This window comes from Burkholderia sp. Se-20378, from assembly GCF_017104665.1.
GTDB classification, from domain to species: domain Bacteria; phylum Pseudomonadota; class Gammaproteobacteria; order Burkholderiales; family Burkholderiaceae; genus Burkholderia; species Burkholderia lata.
In genome coordinates, this window is sequence record NZ_JAAGPG010000214.1 from 1 (window position 1) to 13,668 (window position 13,668).

General features: G+C 67.1%; 15 protein-coding genes. 7 read left to right on the top strand and 8 right to left on the bottom strand.

All coding sequences use genetic code 11. The features are described from left to right. From kdpC to kdpF, 3 genes are all read right to left on the bottom strand, one after another. Positions 1-532: K(+)-transporting ATPase subunit C (gene kdpC / locus G3N93_RS21500; protein WP_206133903.1), on the bottom strand; the 532-nt coding region annotated here is incomplete at its 3' end. A 10-nt stretch (positions 533-542) separates the two neighbouring features. Beyond that, positions 543-2,246 carry a potassium-transporting ATPase subunit KdpA gene (gene kdpA / locus G3N93_RS21505; RefSeq protein WP_206133904.1) on the bottom strand — a complete coding sequence of 568 codons (1,704 nt, stop codon included), beginning with the start codon at positions 2,244-2,246 and terminating at the stop codon, positions 543-545. Positions 2,247-2,384: 138 nt separating this feature from the next. Then, complete coding sequence (kdpF, locus tag G3N93_RS42490) at positions 2,385-2,465, bottom strand: K(+)-transporting ATPase subunit F (protein WP_063623159.1); 81 nt, start codon at positions 2,463-2,465, stop codon at positions 2,385-2,387. A gap of 336 nt (positions 2,466-2,801) precedes the next feature. Between kdpF and G3N93_RS21515 the strand changes: the two genes are divergently transcribed. The 3 genes from G3N93_RS21515 (at position 2,802) to hutC (ending at position 5,301) form a co-directional block, all read left to right on the top strand. Continuing rightward, positions 2,802-3,116, top strand: a complete 315-nt coding sequence (locus G3N93_RS21515) for a hypothetical protein (RefSeq protein WP_241026642.1) — start codon at positions 2,802-2,804, stop codon at positions 3,114-3,116. Between the two features lie 179 nt (positions 3,117-3,295). Then, positions 3,296-4,423 (top strand): porin, encoded by a 1,128-nt coding sequence (locus G3N93_RS21520; RefSeq protein ID WP_206133905.1) that lies wholly within the window; start codon positions 3,296-3,298, stop codon positions 4,421-4,423. Positions 4,424-4,605: 182 nt separating this feature from the next. Beyond that, on the top strand, positions 4,606-5,301 hold the full coding sequence (gene hutC, locus G3N93_RS21525; protein WP_174938882.1) for a histidine utilization repressor: 696 nt from the start codon (positions 4,606-4,608) through the stop codon (positions 5,299-5,301). 15 nt (positions 5,302-5,316) lie between these two features. Here the strand turns inward: hutC and G3N93_RS21530 are convergent, their stop codons facing one another. Continuing rightward, positions 5,317-6,558, bottom strand: coding sequence for a glycosyltransferase (locus G3N93_RS21530; RefSeq protein ID WP_206133906.1), 1,242 nt, complete (start codon positions 6,556-6,558; stop codon positions 5,317-5,319). Positions 6,559-6,652: 94 nt separating this feature from the next. On the opposite strand from G3N93_RS21530, the gene G3N93_RS21535 reads away from it, so the two are divergent. After that, positions 6,653-7,273: a TetR/AcrR family transcriptional regulator gene (locus G3N93_RS21535; protein ID WP_206133907.1), complete on the top strand. Its 621-nt coding sequence runs from the start codon at positions 6,653-6,655 to the stop codon at positions 7,271-7,273. A 120-nt stretch (positions 7,274-7,393) separates the two neighbouring features. Here the strand turns inward: G3N93_RS21535 and G3N93_RS21540 are convergent, their stop codons facing one another. After that, a complete protein-coding gene (locus G3N93_RS21540) occupies positions 7,394-7,996 on the bottom strand; it encodes a TetR family transcriptional regulator (RefSeq protein ID WP_174940820.1) in 603 nt (200 codons plus the stop codon). Between the two features lie 389 nt (positions 7,997-8,385). Here G3N93_RS21540 and G3N93_RS21545 point away from each other — a divergent pair, with 389 nt between their 5' ends. From G3N93_RS21545 to G3N93_RS21555, 3 genes are all read left to right on the top strand, one after another. Continuing rightward, positions 8,386-9,048, top strand: coding sequence for a DUF3313 domain-containing protein (locus G3N93_RS21545; RefSeq protein WP_206133908.1), 663 nt, complete (start codon positions 8,386-8,388; stop codon positions 9,046-9,048). Positions 9,049-9,071: 23 nt separating this feature from the next. Next, a complete protein-coding gene (locus G3N93_RS21550; protein ID WP_307873422.1) occupies positions 9,072-10,676 on the top strand; it encodes an MlaD family protein in 1,605 nt (534 codons plus the stop codon). 179 nt (positions 10,677-10,855) lie between these two features. Next, the gene (locus G3N93_RS21555; protein WP_011355985.1) at positions 10,856-11,209 is read left to right on the top strand and encodes a hypothetical protein; all 354 of its coding nucleotides are present in this window, start codon (positions 10,856-10,858) and stop codon (positions 11,207-11,209) included. A 37-nt stretch (positions 11,210-11,246) separates the two neighbouring features. Here the strand turns inward: G3N93_RS21555 and G3N93_RS21560 are convergent, their stop codons facing one another. From G3N93_RS21560 to G3N93_RS21570, 3 genes are all read right to left on the bottom strand, one after another. Then, the gene (locus G3N93_RS21560) at positions 11,247-12,077 is read right to left on the bottom strand and encodes an alpha/beta fold hydrolase (RefSeq protein WP_206133909.1); all 831 of its coding nucleotides are present in this window, start codon (positions 12,075-12,077) and stop codon (positions 11,247-11,249) included. 109 nt (positions 12,078-12,186) lie between these two features. After that, complete coding sequence (locus G3N93_RS21565) at positions 12,187-13,104, bottom strand: LysR family transcriptional regulator (protein WP_011355987.1); 918 nt, start codon at positions 13,102-13,104, stop codon at positions 12,187-12,189. Between the two features lie 180 nt (positions 13,105-13,284). Further along, the gene (locus tag G3N93_RS21570) at positions 13,285-13,530 is read right to left on the bottom strand and encodes a DUF3717 domain-containing protein (RefSeq protein WP_089497522.1); all 246 of its coding nucleotides are present in this window, start codon (positions 13,528-13,530) and stop codon (positions 13,285-13,287) included. Between the last annotated feature and the right edge of the window lie 138 nt (positions 13,531-13,668).

Below are 13,668 nucleotides of genomic sequence, written 5' to 3' on the forward strand. Positions count from 1 at the left end.
TCGCCTGCAGCCGCGCGTTCGCGACCGAGATCTCGGGATCGAGCCCCGACGCCGACGCGGTCACCGCATCCGCCGGCACCGGTGTGCCGGCGGCGAGCGCGTTCTCCTGCCGGTACACGCGCACACGCTGCGCAATGTCCGCAAGCAGCTTCTTGCTCGTAGCGCCCTGGTTGCTGGCGCCGCTGCCGGCCGCGTTGTACGGCTGGTCGACCGTCTTCGACGGATCGGCCGGATCGGTGCCGACCGTCGCGCTCGGCCGCCCGTGGAAGTAGCCGGCACGCGTGAAGTTCTGCCCGATCACGGCCGAGCCGACCGTCGTGCCGTTTTGCTGCACGAGACTGCCGCGCGCCTGCGACGGGAACAGCACGTTCGCGACGCCCGTGGTGAGCAGCGGATACGCGACACCCGTGACGAGCATGAACAGCACCGACGACGCGATCACGGGCCGCAGGAGGCCGCGCGTCGCCGCGCCGAACGAAGAACCGGGTGCCGGCGCGGCGGCGGCCGCTGCCTGGCGATTGCCTTGCATCATGATGTTTTCCTCAGAACAGTTGGCCGCCCGACATCATCAGGTGCTCGACGACCGGGCCGAGCGCGAGCGCCGGCAGGAACGTGAGGCCACCGACGACCAGGATCACGAAGACCAGCAGGCCGGCGAACAGGCCCGTCGAGGTCGACAGCGTGCCCGCGCTTTCCGGCACGCTCTTCTTCGCGGCGAGGCTGCCCGCGACCGCGAGCATCGGCAGCAGCGTCAGGTAGCGGCCGATCAGCATCGCGAAGCCGATCGTCGTGTTGAAGAACGGCGTGTTCGCGTTCAGGCCCGCGAACGCGGAGCCGTTGTTGGCCGTGCCCGACGTATAGGCGTACAGCACTTCGCTGAAGCCGTGCGGGCCGAGGTTCGCGAGGCTGTCCATCGTCGAATGCAGCATCGCGGCCACCGCGGTGAAGCCGAGGATGCTGAACGGATGCGCGAGCACCGCGAGCATCACGAGCTTCATCTCGCGCGCCTCGATCTTCTTGCCGAGGAATTCCGGCGTGCGCCCGATCATCATCCCGACCAGGAACACCGTGAGGATCGCGAACGTGAACAGGTTGATCAGCCCGACGCCGTCGCCGCCGAACACGTTGTTCAGCATCATCTGCGCGATCGGCACGAGCCCGCCGAGCGGCGTCAGCGAGTCATGCATCGCGTCGACCGACCCGGTGGTCGCGGCTGTCGTGACGGTGGCGAACAGGCTCGTCTGCGCGATGCCGAAGCGCATCTCCTTGCCTTCCATGTTGCCGCCCGGCTGCGTGGCGCTCATCTGCTGGTCGACGCCCAGCCCGGCCACGAGCGGATTGCCGTACTGCTCGGCCGAATAGATCACGGCCAGGAAGCCGACGAACATCACGACGAACGCACCGAGAATCACCCAGCCCTGGCGGCGCCGGGCGATCATCGTGCCGAGCGCATAGGTCAGCGCGGACGGAATCAGCAGCATCGACAGCATGTGCAGCGTGTTGGTGAGCGGCGTCGGGTTCTCGAACGGGTGCGCGGCGTTCATGCTGAAGAAGCCACCGCCGTTCGTGCCGATATGCTTGATCGATTCGAGGCTGGCCACGGGCCCCATCACGATCTGCTGGCGCGCGCCTTCGAGCGTGGTCGCCCACGCATCGGACGCGAGCGTCTGCGGCATGCCCTGCCACACGTACACGAGCGCCATCACGAAACTGAGCGGCAGCAGCACGCGATAGGTCACGCGCGTGAAGTCGACCCAGTAGTTGCCGATGTCGGCCGCGCTCTTGCGGCTCAGCCCGCGGATGAAGCCGCCCGCGGCCGCGACGCCGGTCGCCGCGCTGACCACCATCAGGAACGTGATGACGGCCATCTGCGAGAAGTTCGACAGGCTGCTCTCGCCCGCGTACGCCTGCCAGTTCGTGTTCGTGATGAACGATGCGGCCGTGTTGAAGGCAAGGTCGGGGCTTTGCGCGGCGCGCTGCAGCGCGTCGAACGGCAATGCGTCCTGGATGCGCAGCAGCAGGTAGCCGACCAGCATCATCCCGGCATTGCTGAGCAGCAGCACCATCCCGTAGCGCTGCCACGACATCGCTTCGTCGGGGTTCACGCCGAGCAGCGCATAGGTACGGCGTTCGACCCACGCGTGGCGCGGGCTCGTAAAGGCGTGCGCGAGCCATTTCCCGACGACGGGCACCAGCGCCAGCATGATCGCGAGAACGATCGCGAATTGAATGAGATTGTTGAACATGTCGACGCTCGCTCAGATCCGGTCAAGGCCGGTGATGAAACCCGCCGTCAAGGCAAAGAACGCGAGCGTGAACAGAATGAAAAGCAGATCGCTCATGACATTCACCGATATTTTCGAATTCCTGTTGAATCGCGCCGATCAATACCGCTCGGGCTTGATCAACGCATGAAACAGATAGATAAAGAGCGCGAGCGACAACGCGCCGGTGATCCACAACATGGCTTTCCCCTTTTTTTCGTATGCGCGGCAACGCCGCGCGATCGTCGGCGCATCGGGCCTCGCCGTGTCGGTGCAGGCCCGTGTGACGCCCCCATGCTCAACTGGCGAATGGGATGCGACAGTGTAGAAATCCGCGTATCAAAGCGGTGTTCAATTTCTTTACGCGGAATAAAAAAGCTGTAAAGACGAAAGCCGGTGGTGATGGTGTTTTTATACGTTCTTTTCAGGGCCAATACGAGTCTATACACCATATCGTCACCGCGATTCCTAGAATGAGCGACATGTCCAAGACGAGATCTCCGCGGTGCGGAGCACGATGCGACCCGGGGTGCCAGCATGAAACCGACCAGAACCGAATCCGCCGCTTCACGCACGCTGCCGCCCGTTCGTTCGCGGCGCCGGTACCCGGCCGACGAGCTCGTGCTGCTGTCGATCCGCGTCGAATCGGACAACCTCGCCGTCGTGCGGGGCCTGCTGCACCAGGCGGTCGGCGCCGCGCTCAACTTCTATACGGCCGCGATCGACAACCGCACCGGGCGCGCGTGCATCGAGCTCGAAGTCGCGCGGTCGCAGGCGTCGCCCGCGATCCTGTCGATCCTCCGTCTGCTGCCGGCCGCCGAATTCGGCACGATCCGCCTGCTGCAGCACTAGCCGGCATCTGACGCGGCCGCGCGTGACACGCGTCACGCGCCCGCTCCCCTTTCATCGATTCGAACGCGCGTTGCCGGTGCGAACGCGTGCGGTTCGTCACGAGCCGCACCCGTTCGCCCCCGGTGCGCGCGCCGGATCGTCGTTCCCGTCGCTACGGGCCTTTCCAGGAAGCACATTCAATGAAAAAAGCAGTCGCCGGTACCCTCTCCCTCGCGTTCCTCAGCGCGGCCGCGCATGCGCAAAGCAGCGTCACGCTCTACGGGATGCTCGATGCGGGTATCGCCTATACGAACAACCAGTCGGGTAAAAGCGCGTGGCAGCAAGGCAGCGGCCTGCTGTCGAATACAGTGTTCGGCCTGAGCGGCAACGAGGATCTCGGCGGCGGCCTGCATGCGCTGTTCCGCCTCGAAAACGGCTTCAACCTGAACAACGGCACGCAGTCCTACAAGAACACGATGTTCGGCCGCCGCGCGTACATCGGCCTGCAGAGCGACCGGTACGGCGCACTGACGCTCGGCCGCCAATACGATGCCGTGGTCGATTATCTGGGCCCGCTCGCGATGGCGAACAACGGCGACGGCAACAACCTCGCATCGCATCCGTTCGACAACGACAACCTCGACGATTCGTTCTACATCGACAACGCGGTGAAATACACGAGCCCGACGCTCGCCGGCTGGCAGTTCGGCGGCCTGTACGGGTTCAGCAACGCGGCCGGCGGCTTCGCGAACAACCGCGCGTACAGCGCGGGCGTGTCGTATGCGAACGGGCCGGTCAGCCTCGGCGCCGCGTACCTGCAGCTCAACCGCGGCGGGCTGACGGCCGGCGGTGCGCTGTCGACCAACGACGGCCCAAACTTCCCGGCCGTGCGTCAGCGCGTGATGGGCGCGGGCGGCAGCTACGCGTTCGACCGGCTGACGGTCGGCGCGCTGTGGACGCATTCGATGTTCGACGAAACGGCCGCGTCGTCGCTGCCCGGCGCGCTGAACGCGCTGCGCTTCGACAACTTCGAGGTCAATGCGCGCTACGCGCTGACGCCGGCCGTCTCGTTCGCGGGCGCCTATACGTTCACCAACGGCCGCTACGACGACGCAACCGGCAGCCAACGGCCGAAATGGCACCAGGTGACGCTGATGGCCGACTACGCGCTGAGCAAGCGCACCGACGTGTACGCGGAAACCGTCTACCAGCACCAGTTCGGCGTGCCGTCGGGTGCGACGCTCGGGTTCGCGAACGTCACGGGGCTCGCGGCTTCGTCGACCAACACGCAGGTGGTCGGAACGGTCGGCATCCGGCATCGGTTCTGACCGCGCGCCGGCCGTCGAAGGCCGGCCGCTCTGTGCAATCCCGCATGGACGCGCGCAGGCCGAACAGGGATCATTCGGGAAATCCGGGCCCGCGCGTCCGCGAAACCGGTACACTCGGCGCCGGGCGCGCGCCGGATCGGCATTCGGCGGCGGGCCGCTGCCGACTCTGGAATCGTGATCCCATGACCACACCGATCTATCAGGAAATCAAGGACTTCATCCTCGCGCGCATTCATGCCGGCGAATGGGCGGAAGGCGACCAGGTGCCGTCGGAGAACGAGCTCGCGCGCGAATTCAACGTCGCGCGGATGACCGTCAACCGCGCGCTGCGCGAGCTGACCGCCGAACAGGTGCTCACGCGCACACGCGGTTCCGGCACGTACGTCGCGTCGCCGAAGTACGAATCGACGCTCGTCGCGATCCGCAGCATCTCGGACGAAGTCGCCGCGCGCGGCCACGGCTATCGCGCGCAGGTGCTGCAGGTGGGCGCGGCCGTCGCCGATACGAAGCTCGCCGACGAACTGCAGATCGACACGGGCAGCCCGATCTTCCATTCGCGCGTGCTGCACTTCGAGAACGACACGCCGGTGCAGCTCGAGGAACGCTGGGTCAATCCGGCCTGCGCGCCCGAGTATGCGCTGCAGGACTTCACGACGACCACGCCGAACCAGTACCTGACCCGCGTCGCGCCGCTGCAGCGCGTCGAATACCGGATCGAGGCCGCGATGCCCGATACCGAAACGCGCCGCCACCTGACGATGGACGATCGCGAACCGTGCCTGCTGCTGCATCGGCGCACGTGGTCGCAGGGGATGGTCGCGTCGGTCGCGAATCTGTGGCACCCGGGCAGCCGTTACCGGTTCACCGGGCATTTCTGATGCCGATGCGCGGGCTCACCGCGCTGCGGCCCGCCCCCATCGCTCGATCGCACTGACGGCCCGCTTCAAACCGTCCTCTTGCGCGATGCGCGCGCCGAGTTCGATCGCGCGCGCTTTCGTTTCGTCCCGTTCGGCAAACTCGATGGCCCGCGCCAGCGCGGCAGCGTCCACACGCCGCCCCGCCACCGGCGCACCCGCCACGCCGAGCCGTTGCAGCCGGTTCGCCCAGAAGAACTGATCGCCCGCAAACGGTACGACGACCGACGGCATGCCGGCCCGCGCAGCCGAATGCGTGGTGCCCGATCCGCCGTGATGAATCGCCATCGATACGCGCGGGAACAGCCAGTCATGCGGCGTATCGCCGATCACGTGAACGTGTGCCGGCAGCATCGACGCGTCGATGCCGCTCCAGCCCGGATAGAACAACGCGCGCCGGCCGGCGAGCGCGTGTGTCAGCGCTTCGACCATCGCGGCGCGATCGAAGCCGGCCATGCTGCCGAAACCGATGTACACGGGCCGATCGCCCGCTTCGAGAAAAGCCGAGAGTTCAGGCGGCGGTTCCCATGTCCGCGCATCGATCCGCCACTGGCCGCATGCCTGCACGTTCGACGGCCAGTCGCCAGGGCCGGACAGCAGCGCCGGCGACACGCCGTACAGCATCGGATGATCGGTCCACACCTGCTTGCGCGGCGGCAACCCGCACACGCTCGCTCGCGCCGCATTCGTCGCCTTCTTGAACGCCTGCCACAACAGCGCATTCACGAACCGGTGGCTCGCGCGGTTCAGCCAGCGCGGCAGCTTCCCCGGCGGCAGGAACGGCGACGCGAATTCCGTGGTGGGCGTGATCGGAATCATCCCGGTGCCGATCGCCGGCACGCCGCGATACTCGGCGACGGACAAGCCGACGAACGATGCGAGCCCCGACACGAGGATCGCGTCGCAGCCTTCCGACGCGTCCGAGATTTCGCGCATCCACGCCGCCGTGTTCGCATTGGCGATCGCCGCGAGCGCCTTCGACGTGTCGTTGAAACCACCGCGCCCGCGCACCGCATCCGCCAATGCGCCATCCGGCGCAATTGCCCGGCGGATATCGCCGGACAACGGCGCCGACGGCACGCCGAGCGCAGCGGCCGACCCGAGCGTCTCCGCATCGGCCAGCAGCCGGACATCGTGCCCGGCATCGATCAGCGCACGGCCCAGCGCCGCGAGCGGGCGCGTGTCGCCTTCGGTGCCGTAGGTGGCGATGACGAGCTTCATGCGTGACTCCTCGTGCACGGCGGCAATGGGTGGATTCAGAAAAGTGCACGTCGTATACTAATGCAACTCGTGCACTTTCAGTCAATCCCCCGCCATGACGATTCCGACCGACGATCCGGGCCGCCGCGCACGCAAGCGCATCCAGATGCTCGCGCATCTCGCCGCCACCGGTGCACGCCTGTTCGACGCGCACGGCTACGAAGCCGTCACGATGGAACAGATCGCCGCGCAGGCCGATGTCGCGAAGCGCACGCTGTACAACCACTTTGCAACGAAGGAAGCCGTGCTCGCGCACTGGCTGGAAGGTGAACTCGCACGCGATCTCGCGCATCTGCAGCGCGACGTCGCGCGACGCAAGACCTTCGCGTCGCGGATCGGCTGCGTGCTCGACGCATCGGCCGCGTGGTGCGAGCAGCATCCCGCGTACCTGCTCGCGTATTTGCGCCATCGCTTCCTGAGCATCGGCGCGGCCGAACCGGCAAGCGGTGGAGAGAACGGCAGCGATATCGCGCTCGTGTGGCAGCAACTGATCGCCGCCGGGCAGCAATCCGGCGAACTGAACGGCGCGCTGCACGCCGACCAGCTCGCAACGTGGTTCCATCACCTGTATCTCGCGGCGATGCTGCGCTGGCTGACCGTGCCGGGGTTGTCGCTGAAACGCGAGTTCCAGGCGATCGCGAAGCTGTTCGTCGAAGGCGCGGAAGCGAAACACTGAGCGGCGCCGGTGGTCGGTAACCGGTCACGCGCTCACCGGATCACAAGCGCCCGAGCACGACCGCGAGCAGCGAGCGCCCGAAGCGGACGACCGCCACTCCGCAAGCGACGAACGCGCGTTTCATTTTTTCCGCGCCGATTTCGCGGCCGGCGCGGCAGCGCTGCCGCCCGACGGCCATTGCGACTCGTCGAGCAACCGGTCGAACAGACGGGCCCGTTCGTCGGCCGACAGCGGGCACAGCCCGAACATCGCCGATAGCGCGAGCCCCCACGCCGCCTTCCAGCGCAGCAACGCAAGATCCGGATCGCCGGATTCGGCCGCGATGCGCTTCGCGTTCTCGGCGTCGATATCCCGCACCTGCTGCAGCGGCGCGGGATCCTCGACCAGCGCCGCCATGATCGCGAGCGCGGCCGACGGTTGCTGGTCGATCACTTCGCGCATCGTCGCGATTTGCGCGGACAGCGTCGGCTGCGCCTCGCCCGGATCGCGTGCGGCCAGATACTCGCGCTGGAATCGTTGGTAGTAGTCCTGCTGATGTTCCATCAGCGCGTTCAGCACATCGCCTTTCGTGCGGAACTGATGCATCAGCCCGCCCTTGCTGATACCGCTTTCGCGTGAAATCGCATCGAACGTGAGCTTGCCCGGGCCGTCGCGCTCGAGGATCGCGAGCGCCGCCTGGATCGCGGCAGTGCGCGTTCGCTCGGAACGCGTCGGGTTGTCCATGAACTGTCCCCGCTATGGAGTCGTGCAATGCGACCGCGCCGGACCGGCGCGATCGTATGAAGGAAGTGCGCGGAGTCTATCACAAACAAACCGCCTGGTCGGTTTACATCCGGAAATGGCGGTGCTACGATCGGCTCCCGCATCGGCCCCGGCCGGATGCCGGACCGCACCGCGCGTCGCGCGGCGCGGGGCAAGCGCCGCCTGCAGCCTCGCTGTCCGGCCGATCAACCCTGCCCGACGGCTTGTCGCTCCCGCTATTCATGGGGCTGCTGCGCCCTAAAAACAAACCGTCTGGTTGGTTTTTTTCATAAACCCGAAGCGGCAATGCCGCCCTGTTTCACCACCCTTCGCCCGGCTCCACCGGTGCGAACCCCGACCCGGAGCGTCAGATGAACCCCTTGTTCAAGTCCAGCCACCTGCTCAACGCCGCGCTTTGCGTCGCGCTCGCCGGATGCGCCGGCGTCCAGCCCGCCCGCTACAGCGGCATCGAATCATCGCCGTACCTGCGCAGCGATCCGCAGGACAAGTCCGGCCGCGTGCCCTACCGCTACGCATTGCCGGCTGACTGGCACCAGTACCGGAAGCTGATCCTCGACCCCGTGGCCATCTATCGCGGCACCGACCACCAGTTCGGCGACCTGACCGACCAGGACAAGACGACGCTCGCCACGTACATGGGCGATACGTTCGCGAAGAAGCTCGGCAAGCGCTTCGAACTGACGAGCGCGCCGGGCCCCGGCACGCTGCGCGTGAAGCTGACGCTGACGGGCGCCGTGACGACGACGACGTTTGCCGGCGCATTCGCGCACTTCGATCTCGCGGGCAACGTGTACAACGGCGTGCAGGCGATCCGCGGCCGCGAAGGCGCGTTCACGGGCTCGGTCATGTATGCGGTGGAAATCCGCGATGCGGCGACGAACCGGCTGATCAACGCGTACGTGACGAAGCAGTATCCGAACGCGATGAACATCGGTGCGAGTTTCGGTGCGCTCAGCGCGGCCAGGACGGGCATCGACAAGGGCGCCGATGCACTCGTCGCGCAGTTCGACTGAAACCCGCCGGCACACGTTGGCCCGTGTTGCGCAGACGCGTGCCGGCTCGCGCGCGAGCGGCGCTCTTCTGGATCGTGCCGCTCGCGGCCGCTGCGCTCTGCATCGCATGGGGCATCGCGTCGCTCGGCAGCCGAGGGCCAACGATCACGATCGTCTTCGCGAGCGCCGACGGGTTGGCGGCCGGCCGATCGACGCTGCGGCTTCGCAATGTCGAAATAGGCCGTGTCACGCGCGTTCACGTGATGCGCGGACAACCGGGCGTGACGATCGATGTGCGACTGAACGCCGACGCGCAGGCACTGGCGGCGGCGGACACTCGCTTCTGGATCGTGCGGCCGCGCATCGGGGCCGGTGGCCTCTCCGGTCTCGATGCGGTGCTGTCCGGTTCGTACATCGCGGCCGCGCTCGGCCATTCACGCGAACCGCGTACGACGTTCACCGGGCTCGATGCGCCACCGGTCACCGAAGAAGGCGGCCGCCACTACACATTGCGCGCGGCATCGCTCGGCTCGGTCGCGATCGGCTCGCCCGTCTATCACCGGCGCGCACGCGTCGGCCAGGTGACCGGCTATGCGCTCGACGCCGACGGGCACGGCGTCTCGATCGACGTGTTCGTCGCCGCACCGTTCGATCGAACCGTCGACGTCGATGCGCGCTGGTGGCAAGCCGGCGGCCTCGGCCTGCGGCTCGGCGCGGGCGGCATGAAGCTCGACACGCCGTCGATCGCCGCGCTGCTCAGCGGCGCCCTTGCATTCGCGTCGCCGCCCGGGCGCGCACCGAGCGTCGCGGCGCCGGACGGCGCACGCTTTCGCGTGGCCGATGACGAAATCGACGCGATGCGCACGCCGAACGCACCGGCCGCGCCCGTCGTGATGCGCTTCGATCGTTCGCTGCGCGGCCTCGAGGTCGGCGCGCCGGTGGAATTTCGCGGTATCGAACTCGGCAACGTGACGGCCGTTGGTACCGAATACGACGCAGCACGCGGCGACGTCACGATGCGCGTGACGATGGCGCTCTACCCCGATCGCCTCGGGCAGCGCTACCGCGACGTGCTCGGCAACGGCGCCAGCGAAGCCGGCAAGGCGCTGCTGCGCACGCTCGTCGCGCGCGGTTTGCGCGGCCAGTTGCGCGTCGGCAACCCGATCGCGAACCGCTCGTATGTCGCGCTCGACATGTTTCCGCATGCTCCGCCCGCATCGGTCGACACGAATCGCGAGCCGATCGCGTTGCCGACCGTGCCCGGCACGCTCGACGTGCTGCGCGTCCAGATGACCGATATCGCCGGCACGCTTTCCCGGTTGCCGCTCGATCGCATCGGCACGGATCTGAACGCAGCGCTCGCGAATACCGATGCGCTGTTCAGGCAACTCGATACCGAACTCGCACCGCATGCACGCATCGCGCTGGGCACCGCGCGGCAATCATTCACGGCCGCGCAGGCGATGCTCGTGCAACAAGGTGCCAATACATCGAACGTGCGCCGCACGTTGACGCAATTCGCGCGAACGTCGAGCGCGCTGCGCGCGTTGGCCGACGATCTGGAGCAGCATCCGGAGGGGTGGACGCCGAATGCATCGCGCGCCACGGAGCCGGCCGATGCAGCGCATCCTGCAAATATGCCGCAATGAACGCGTCGTTCGGCGCAGATGCATTTTTACGACGAACGCACGCATCGCATGCCAAATTTCCCGTGCAGCAGTATGCTGATGTCGTACGGCCGCGCACGACGCCTCGGGTAATCCCTTCGTTTGCACGTTGTCGCGCTGCCGTCGCGACCGCAATCATGCGTTGCAAGGAGGGATTCGTGATGGCAACCACGCATCAGCATTTCCACCTCGAACTACGGCACGCCACCGCGCCGACCTATTTCATCAGCTACCTGTTTCCCGCCTTGCTGTTCGTTTACGAACTGCTGCGCGTCGGCCAATGGATCCGCGATCACGGGATGCAATTCGCCGCGTTCAAGCAGATGGGTTACGAGTATCTGCTGATGCTGCTGTTCGTCGGGCTGCAGATCGTCGTCGAGGCGATCTTCCTGCTCGGCGCCGCGATGCGCAAGGATCATCGCGATTTCGAGCACCGGCTGCCGAACGTGGTCCTCGGTATCGGCTGCTCGATCGCGCTGCTCGCGATCGACCTCGCGATCCAGCTCGCGTTCTGATGGCCGGCGGGCGCATGCCCGCCGGTGGCAGCAGCGCTCAGGCGAGTGCGTCGCGCAGGAACGTCGTCACGGCGGCCAGCACGTCGTCGGTTCGCTCGCGGTGCGGCATGTGCCCGCACCGGCCGAGCAACAGATACGACGACGGCCCCGCGACGCGCGCGGCGATCCGCTTCGGATGCACGTCGGATCCATATTCGTCGTCTTCGCCGTGAATCGCGAGCGTCGCGCATTGCACGCGCGGCAATTCGTCGTCGAGATTCCAGTCGCGAAAAGCCGGCGACAGCCACGTGTCGACCCACGCGCGCAACACCCATTCGGCCTTGTCGCCGTGATAGCGCGCGAGCCGGTCGAGCTGGCCCGGTTCGTCGAACTGCTGCCCCGCGTCGCGAATGCCGGCCAGCGTGCGATCCTCGACGAACGCCTGCGCGGCGATCGTCACGAGCGCGCGGCAACGCTGCGGATGCGCGGCCGCACACCCGACCGCCATCCCGCCGCCGACGCTGTGCCCGAGCGCGACGAACGCGTCGACGCCCAGTTGTTCGAGCAGTGTCGCGAATGCATGATCGGCCTCGTCGCGCACGAACGTCGTGCCGAGTTGCCCCGGATGACGATCGGAGCGACCGAAGCCGAGGCGATCGTAGGCGATCACGTCGCGCTGCGTGGCGCTCGCAAGCTGCGCGGGGAAATCGCGCCACAGGTCGACGCAGCCGAGCGAATCGTGCAGCAGCACGATCGGTGCGGCCGGCTCAGGTGCGCGCTGCGTCGACGCCCCCGCCGCCTGTTGCGCCGGATCACCGCGCCAGCGTTTCGCAAAGAGGCGCCCTTGCGGCGTCTCGACGGTTGTCTCCTCGATCGGGATATCGGTCATGTGTGTGTCGTCTGCATGAAAGCGGCCGCCCGTCGGCGGCCGTATCGGATCCTGCGATGGTGGCCCGCGCCCGCACACAGCGTCAAGCAAGCCCCCACTGCCCGCGCGTTCATTCGGGCTGCGGCGGCAGATACTCCATCTGCGCCTCGTCGTACAGCCGGTAGATCAGCGCCTGCATCGCGCGGAGGTCCTCCGATTCGTCGAGCATCCGCATGCTCATGATGATCGGCGACACGAGGTTCGGATCGTCGAGCGGCTTGTAGCTGATGTCGTCGCGCTTCAGCCCGTACACGCTGTGCGGCACGACCGACACGCCCTCGCCCATCGCGACGAGGCCGAGCGCGATCTGCAGTTCGCGCGTCTCGTAGATCTTGCGCGGCTGCAACGCGCGGTCGTGAAAGGCCGCGAGCACCTGGTCCGCATAGCTCGGGCGCGGCGCCTTCGGAAAGATGATCAGCGTGTCGTTGACGAGATCGTGCAGCGACAGCACGGGCTTCGCGCTGTCGAGCGGATGGCCGACCGGCAGCGCGACGATCATCCGCTCCTCGCGCAGCACGACGCGCCGCACGCTCGGATCCTCGTGGCGGATGCGCCCGAACCCGACGTCGATGCGCCCTTCCTTCAGCGCCTTGATCTGGTCCATCGTCGACATCTCGTGCAGGCTCAGCTCGACGGCCGGGTATTCGCTGCGAAAGCGCCGGATGATCTTCGGCAGCATCCCGTACAGCGTCGAGCCGACGAAGCCGACCGACATGCTGCGCTCGATCTTGCCGACCCGCTTCGTCATCGATTCGAGCTCGGTCGTCTGCGCGAGCAGCTGCACCGCGTGCGAATAGAAGAAGCGCCCCGCGTCGGTCAGCTTCAGCGGCCGCGCATTGCGCTCGAACAGCGGCACGCCGAGCGCCTCCTCGAGCTGCTGGATCTGCCGGCTCAAAGGCGGCTGCGCGATATGCAGCCGTTCGGCCGCCCGCGTGAAATTCCGCTCTTCGGCAACCGCGACGAAGTAGCGGAGGTGTCTCAACTCCATGTTCGATGCCTCCCGGACAGCGATCCGGCGTTCAATCGCGGCCGGATGATGCCATCACGATACCGCAGGCGGCGCCAACCGCCACGCGCGCGGCCCCGCGTCGCCCAATGCAAAACGGGAAGCCCGCGAGCTTCCCGTTGTTTCATCGACGCCGCGGAGTGGCGGCGTCACGACCCTCTCTCACACCTCGGTCGCGTAGAGCGCGTCGCGCTGCGCGTCGCTCAGCGAGTCGAGCGGCACGTCCGGCAGTTTGTAGCAGATCATCGTGCCGTACAGCTCCGCGAGGCAATTGCTGCCGGCGTCGAGCGCGTAGCCGTCCTCGCCGTCCGGCGCCGGCGGGTACACTTCGCGCCACGCGTTGATCGCGGCTTCGAGTCGCACGATGGAAACGGGTCCGGCCTTCCGCTCGGCGGGTGATGCGCTCATGGATTCCTCTGGGTTGCGCGCTCCGCGGGCCGGATCGGCCCGGATGGAACGATGAAAACGCCGGACATTTCGCCGGCCGCCGCACCTCGCGCGCGCCGGATGCCGATCCGCGCGGCGCGCCTCGCGCCGGCCGGGCCG

Bases quoted from the DNA above. Each gene is read 5' to 3' on its own strand.
- kdpA (WP_206133904.1), bottom strand. From the start codon at position 2,246: ATGTTCAACAATCTCATTCAATTCGCGATCGTTCTCGCGATCATGCTG.
- kdpF (WP_063623159.1), bottom strand. From the start codon at position 2,465: ATGTTGTGGATCACCGGCGCGTTGTCGCTCGCGCTCTTTATCTATCTG.
- G3N93_RS21515 (WP_241026642.1), top strand. From the start codon at position 2,802: ATGAAACCGACCAGAACCGAATCCGCCGCTTCACGCACGCTGCCGCCC.
- G3N93_RS21520 (WP_206133905.1), top strand. From the start codon at position 3,296: ATGAAAAAAGCAGTCGCCGGTACCCTCTCCCTCGCGTTCCTCAGCGCG.
- hutC (WP_174938882.1), top strand. From the start codon at position 4,606: ATGACCACACCGATCTATCAGGAAATCAAGGACTTCATCCTCGCGCGC.
- G3N93_RS21530 (WP_206133906.1), bottom strand. From the start codon at position 6,558: ATGAAGCTCGTCATCGCCACCTACGGCACCGAAGGCGACACGCGCCCG.
- G3N93_RS21535 (WP_206133907.1), top strand. From the start codon at position 6,653: ATGACGATTCCGACCGACGATCCGGGCCGCCGCGCACGCAAGCGCATC.
- G3N93_RS21540 (WP_174940820.1), bottom strand. From the start codon at position 7,996: ATGGACAACCCGACGCGTTCCGAGCGAACGCGCACTGCCGCGATCCAG.
- G3N93_RS21545 (WP_206133908.1), top strand. From the start codon at position 8,386: ATGAACCCCTTGTTCAAGTCCAGCCACCTGCTCAACGCCGCGCTTTGC.
- G3N93_RS21555 (WP_011355985.1), top strand. From the start codon at position 10,856: ATGGCAACCACGCATCAGCATTTCCACCTCGAACTACGGCACGCCACC.
- G3N93_RS21560 (WP_206133909.1), bottom strand. From the start codon at position 12,077: ATGACCGATATCCCGATCGAGGAGACAACCGTCGAGACGCCGCAAGGG.
- G3N93_RS21565 (WP_011355987.1), bottom strand. From the start codon at position 13,104: ATGGAGTTGAGACACCTCCGCTACTTCGTCGCGGTTGCCGAAGAGCGG.
- G3N93_RS21570 (WP_089497522.1), bottom strand. From the start codon at position 13,530: ATGAGCGCATCACCCGCCGAGCGGAAGGCCGGACCCGTTTCCATCGTG.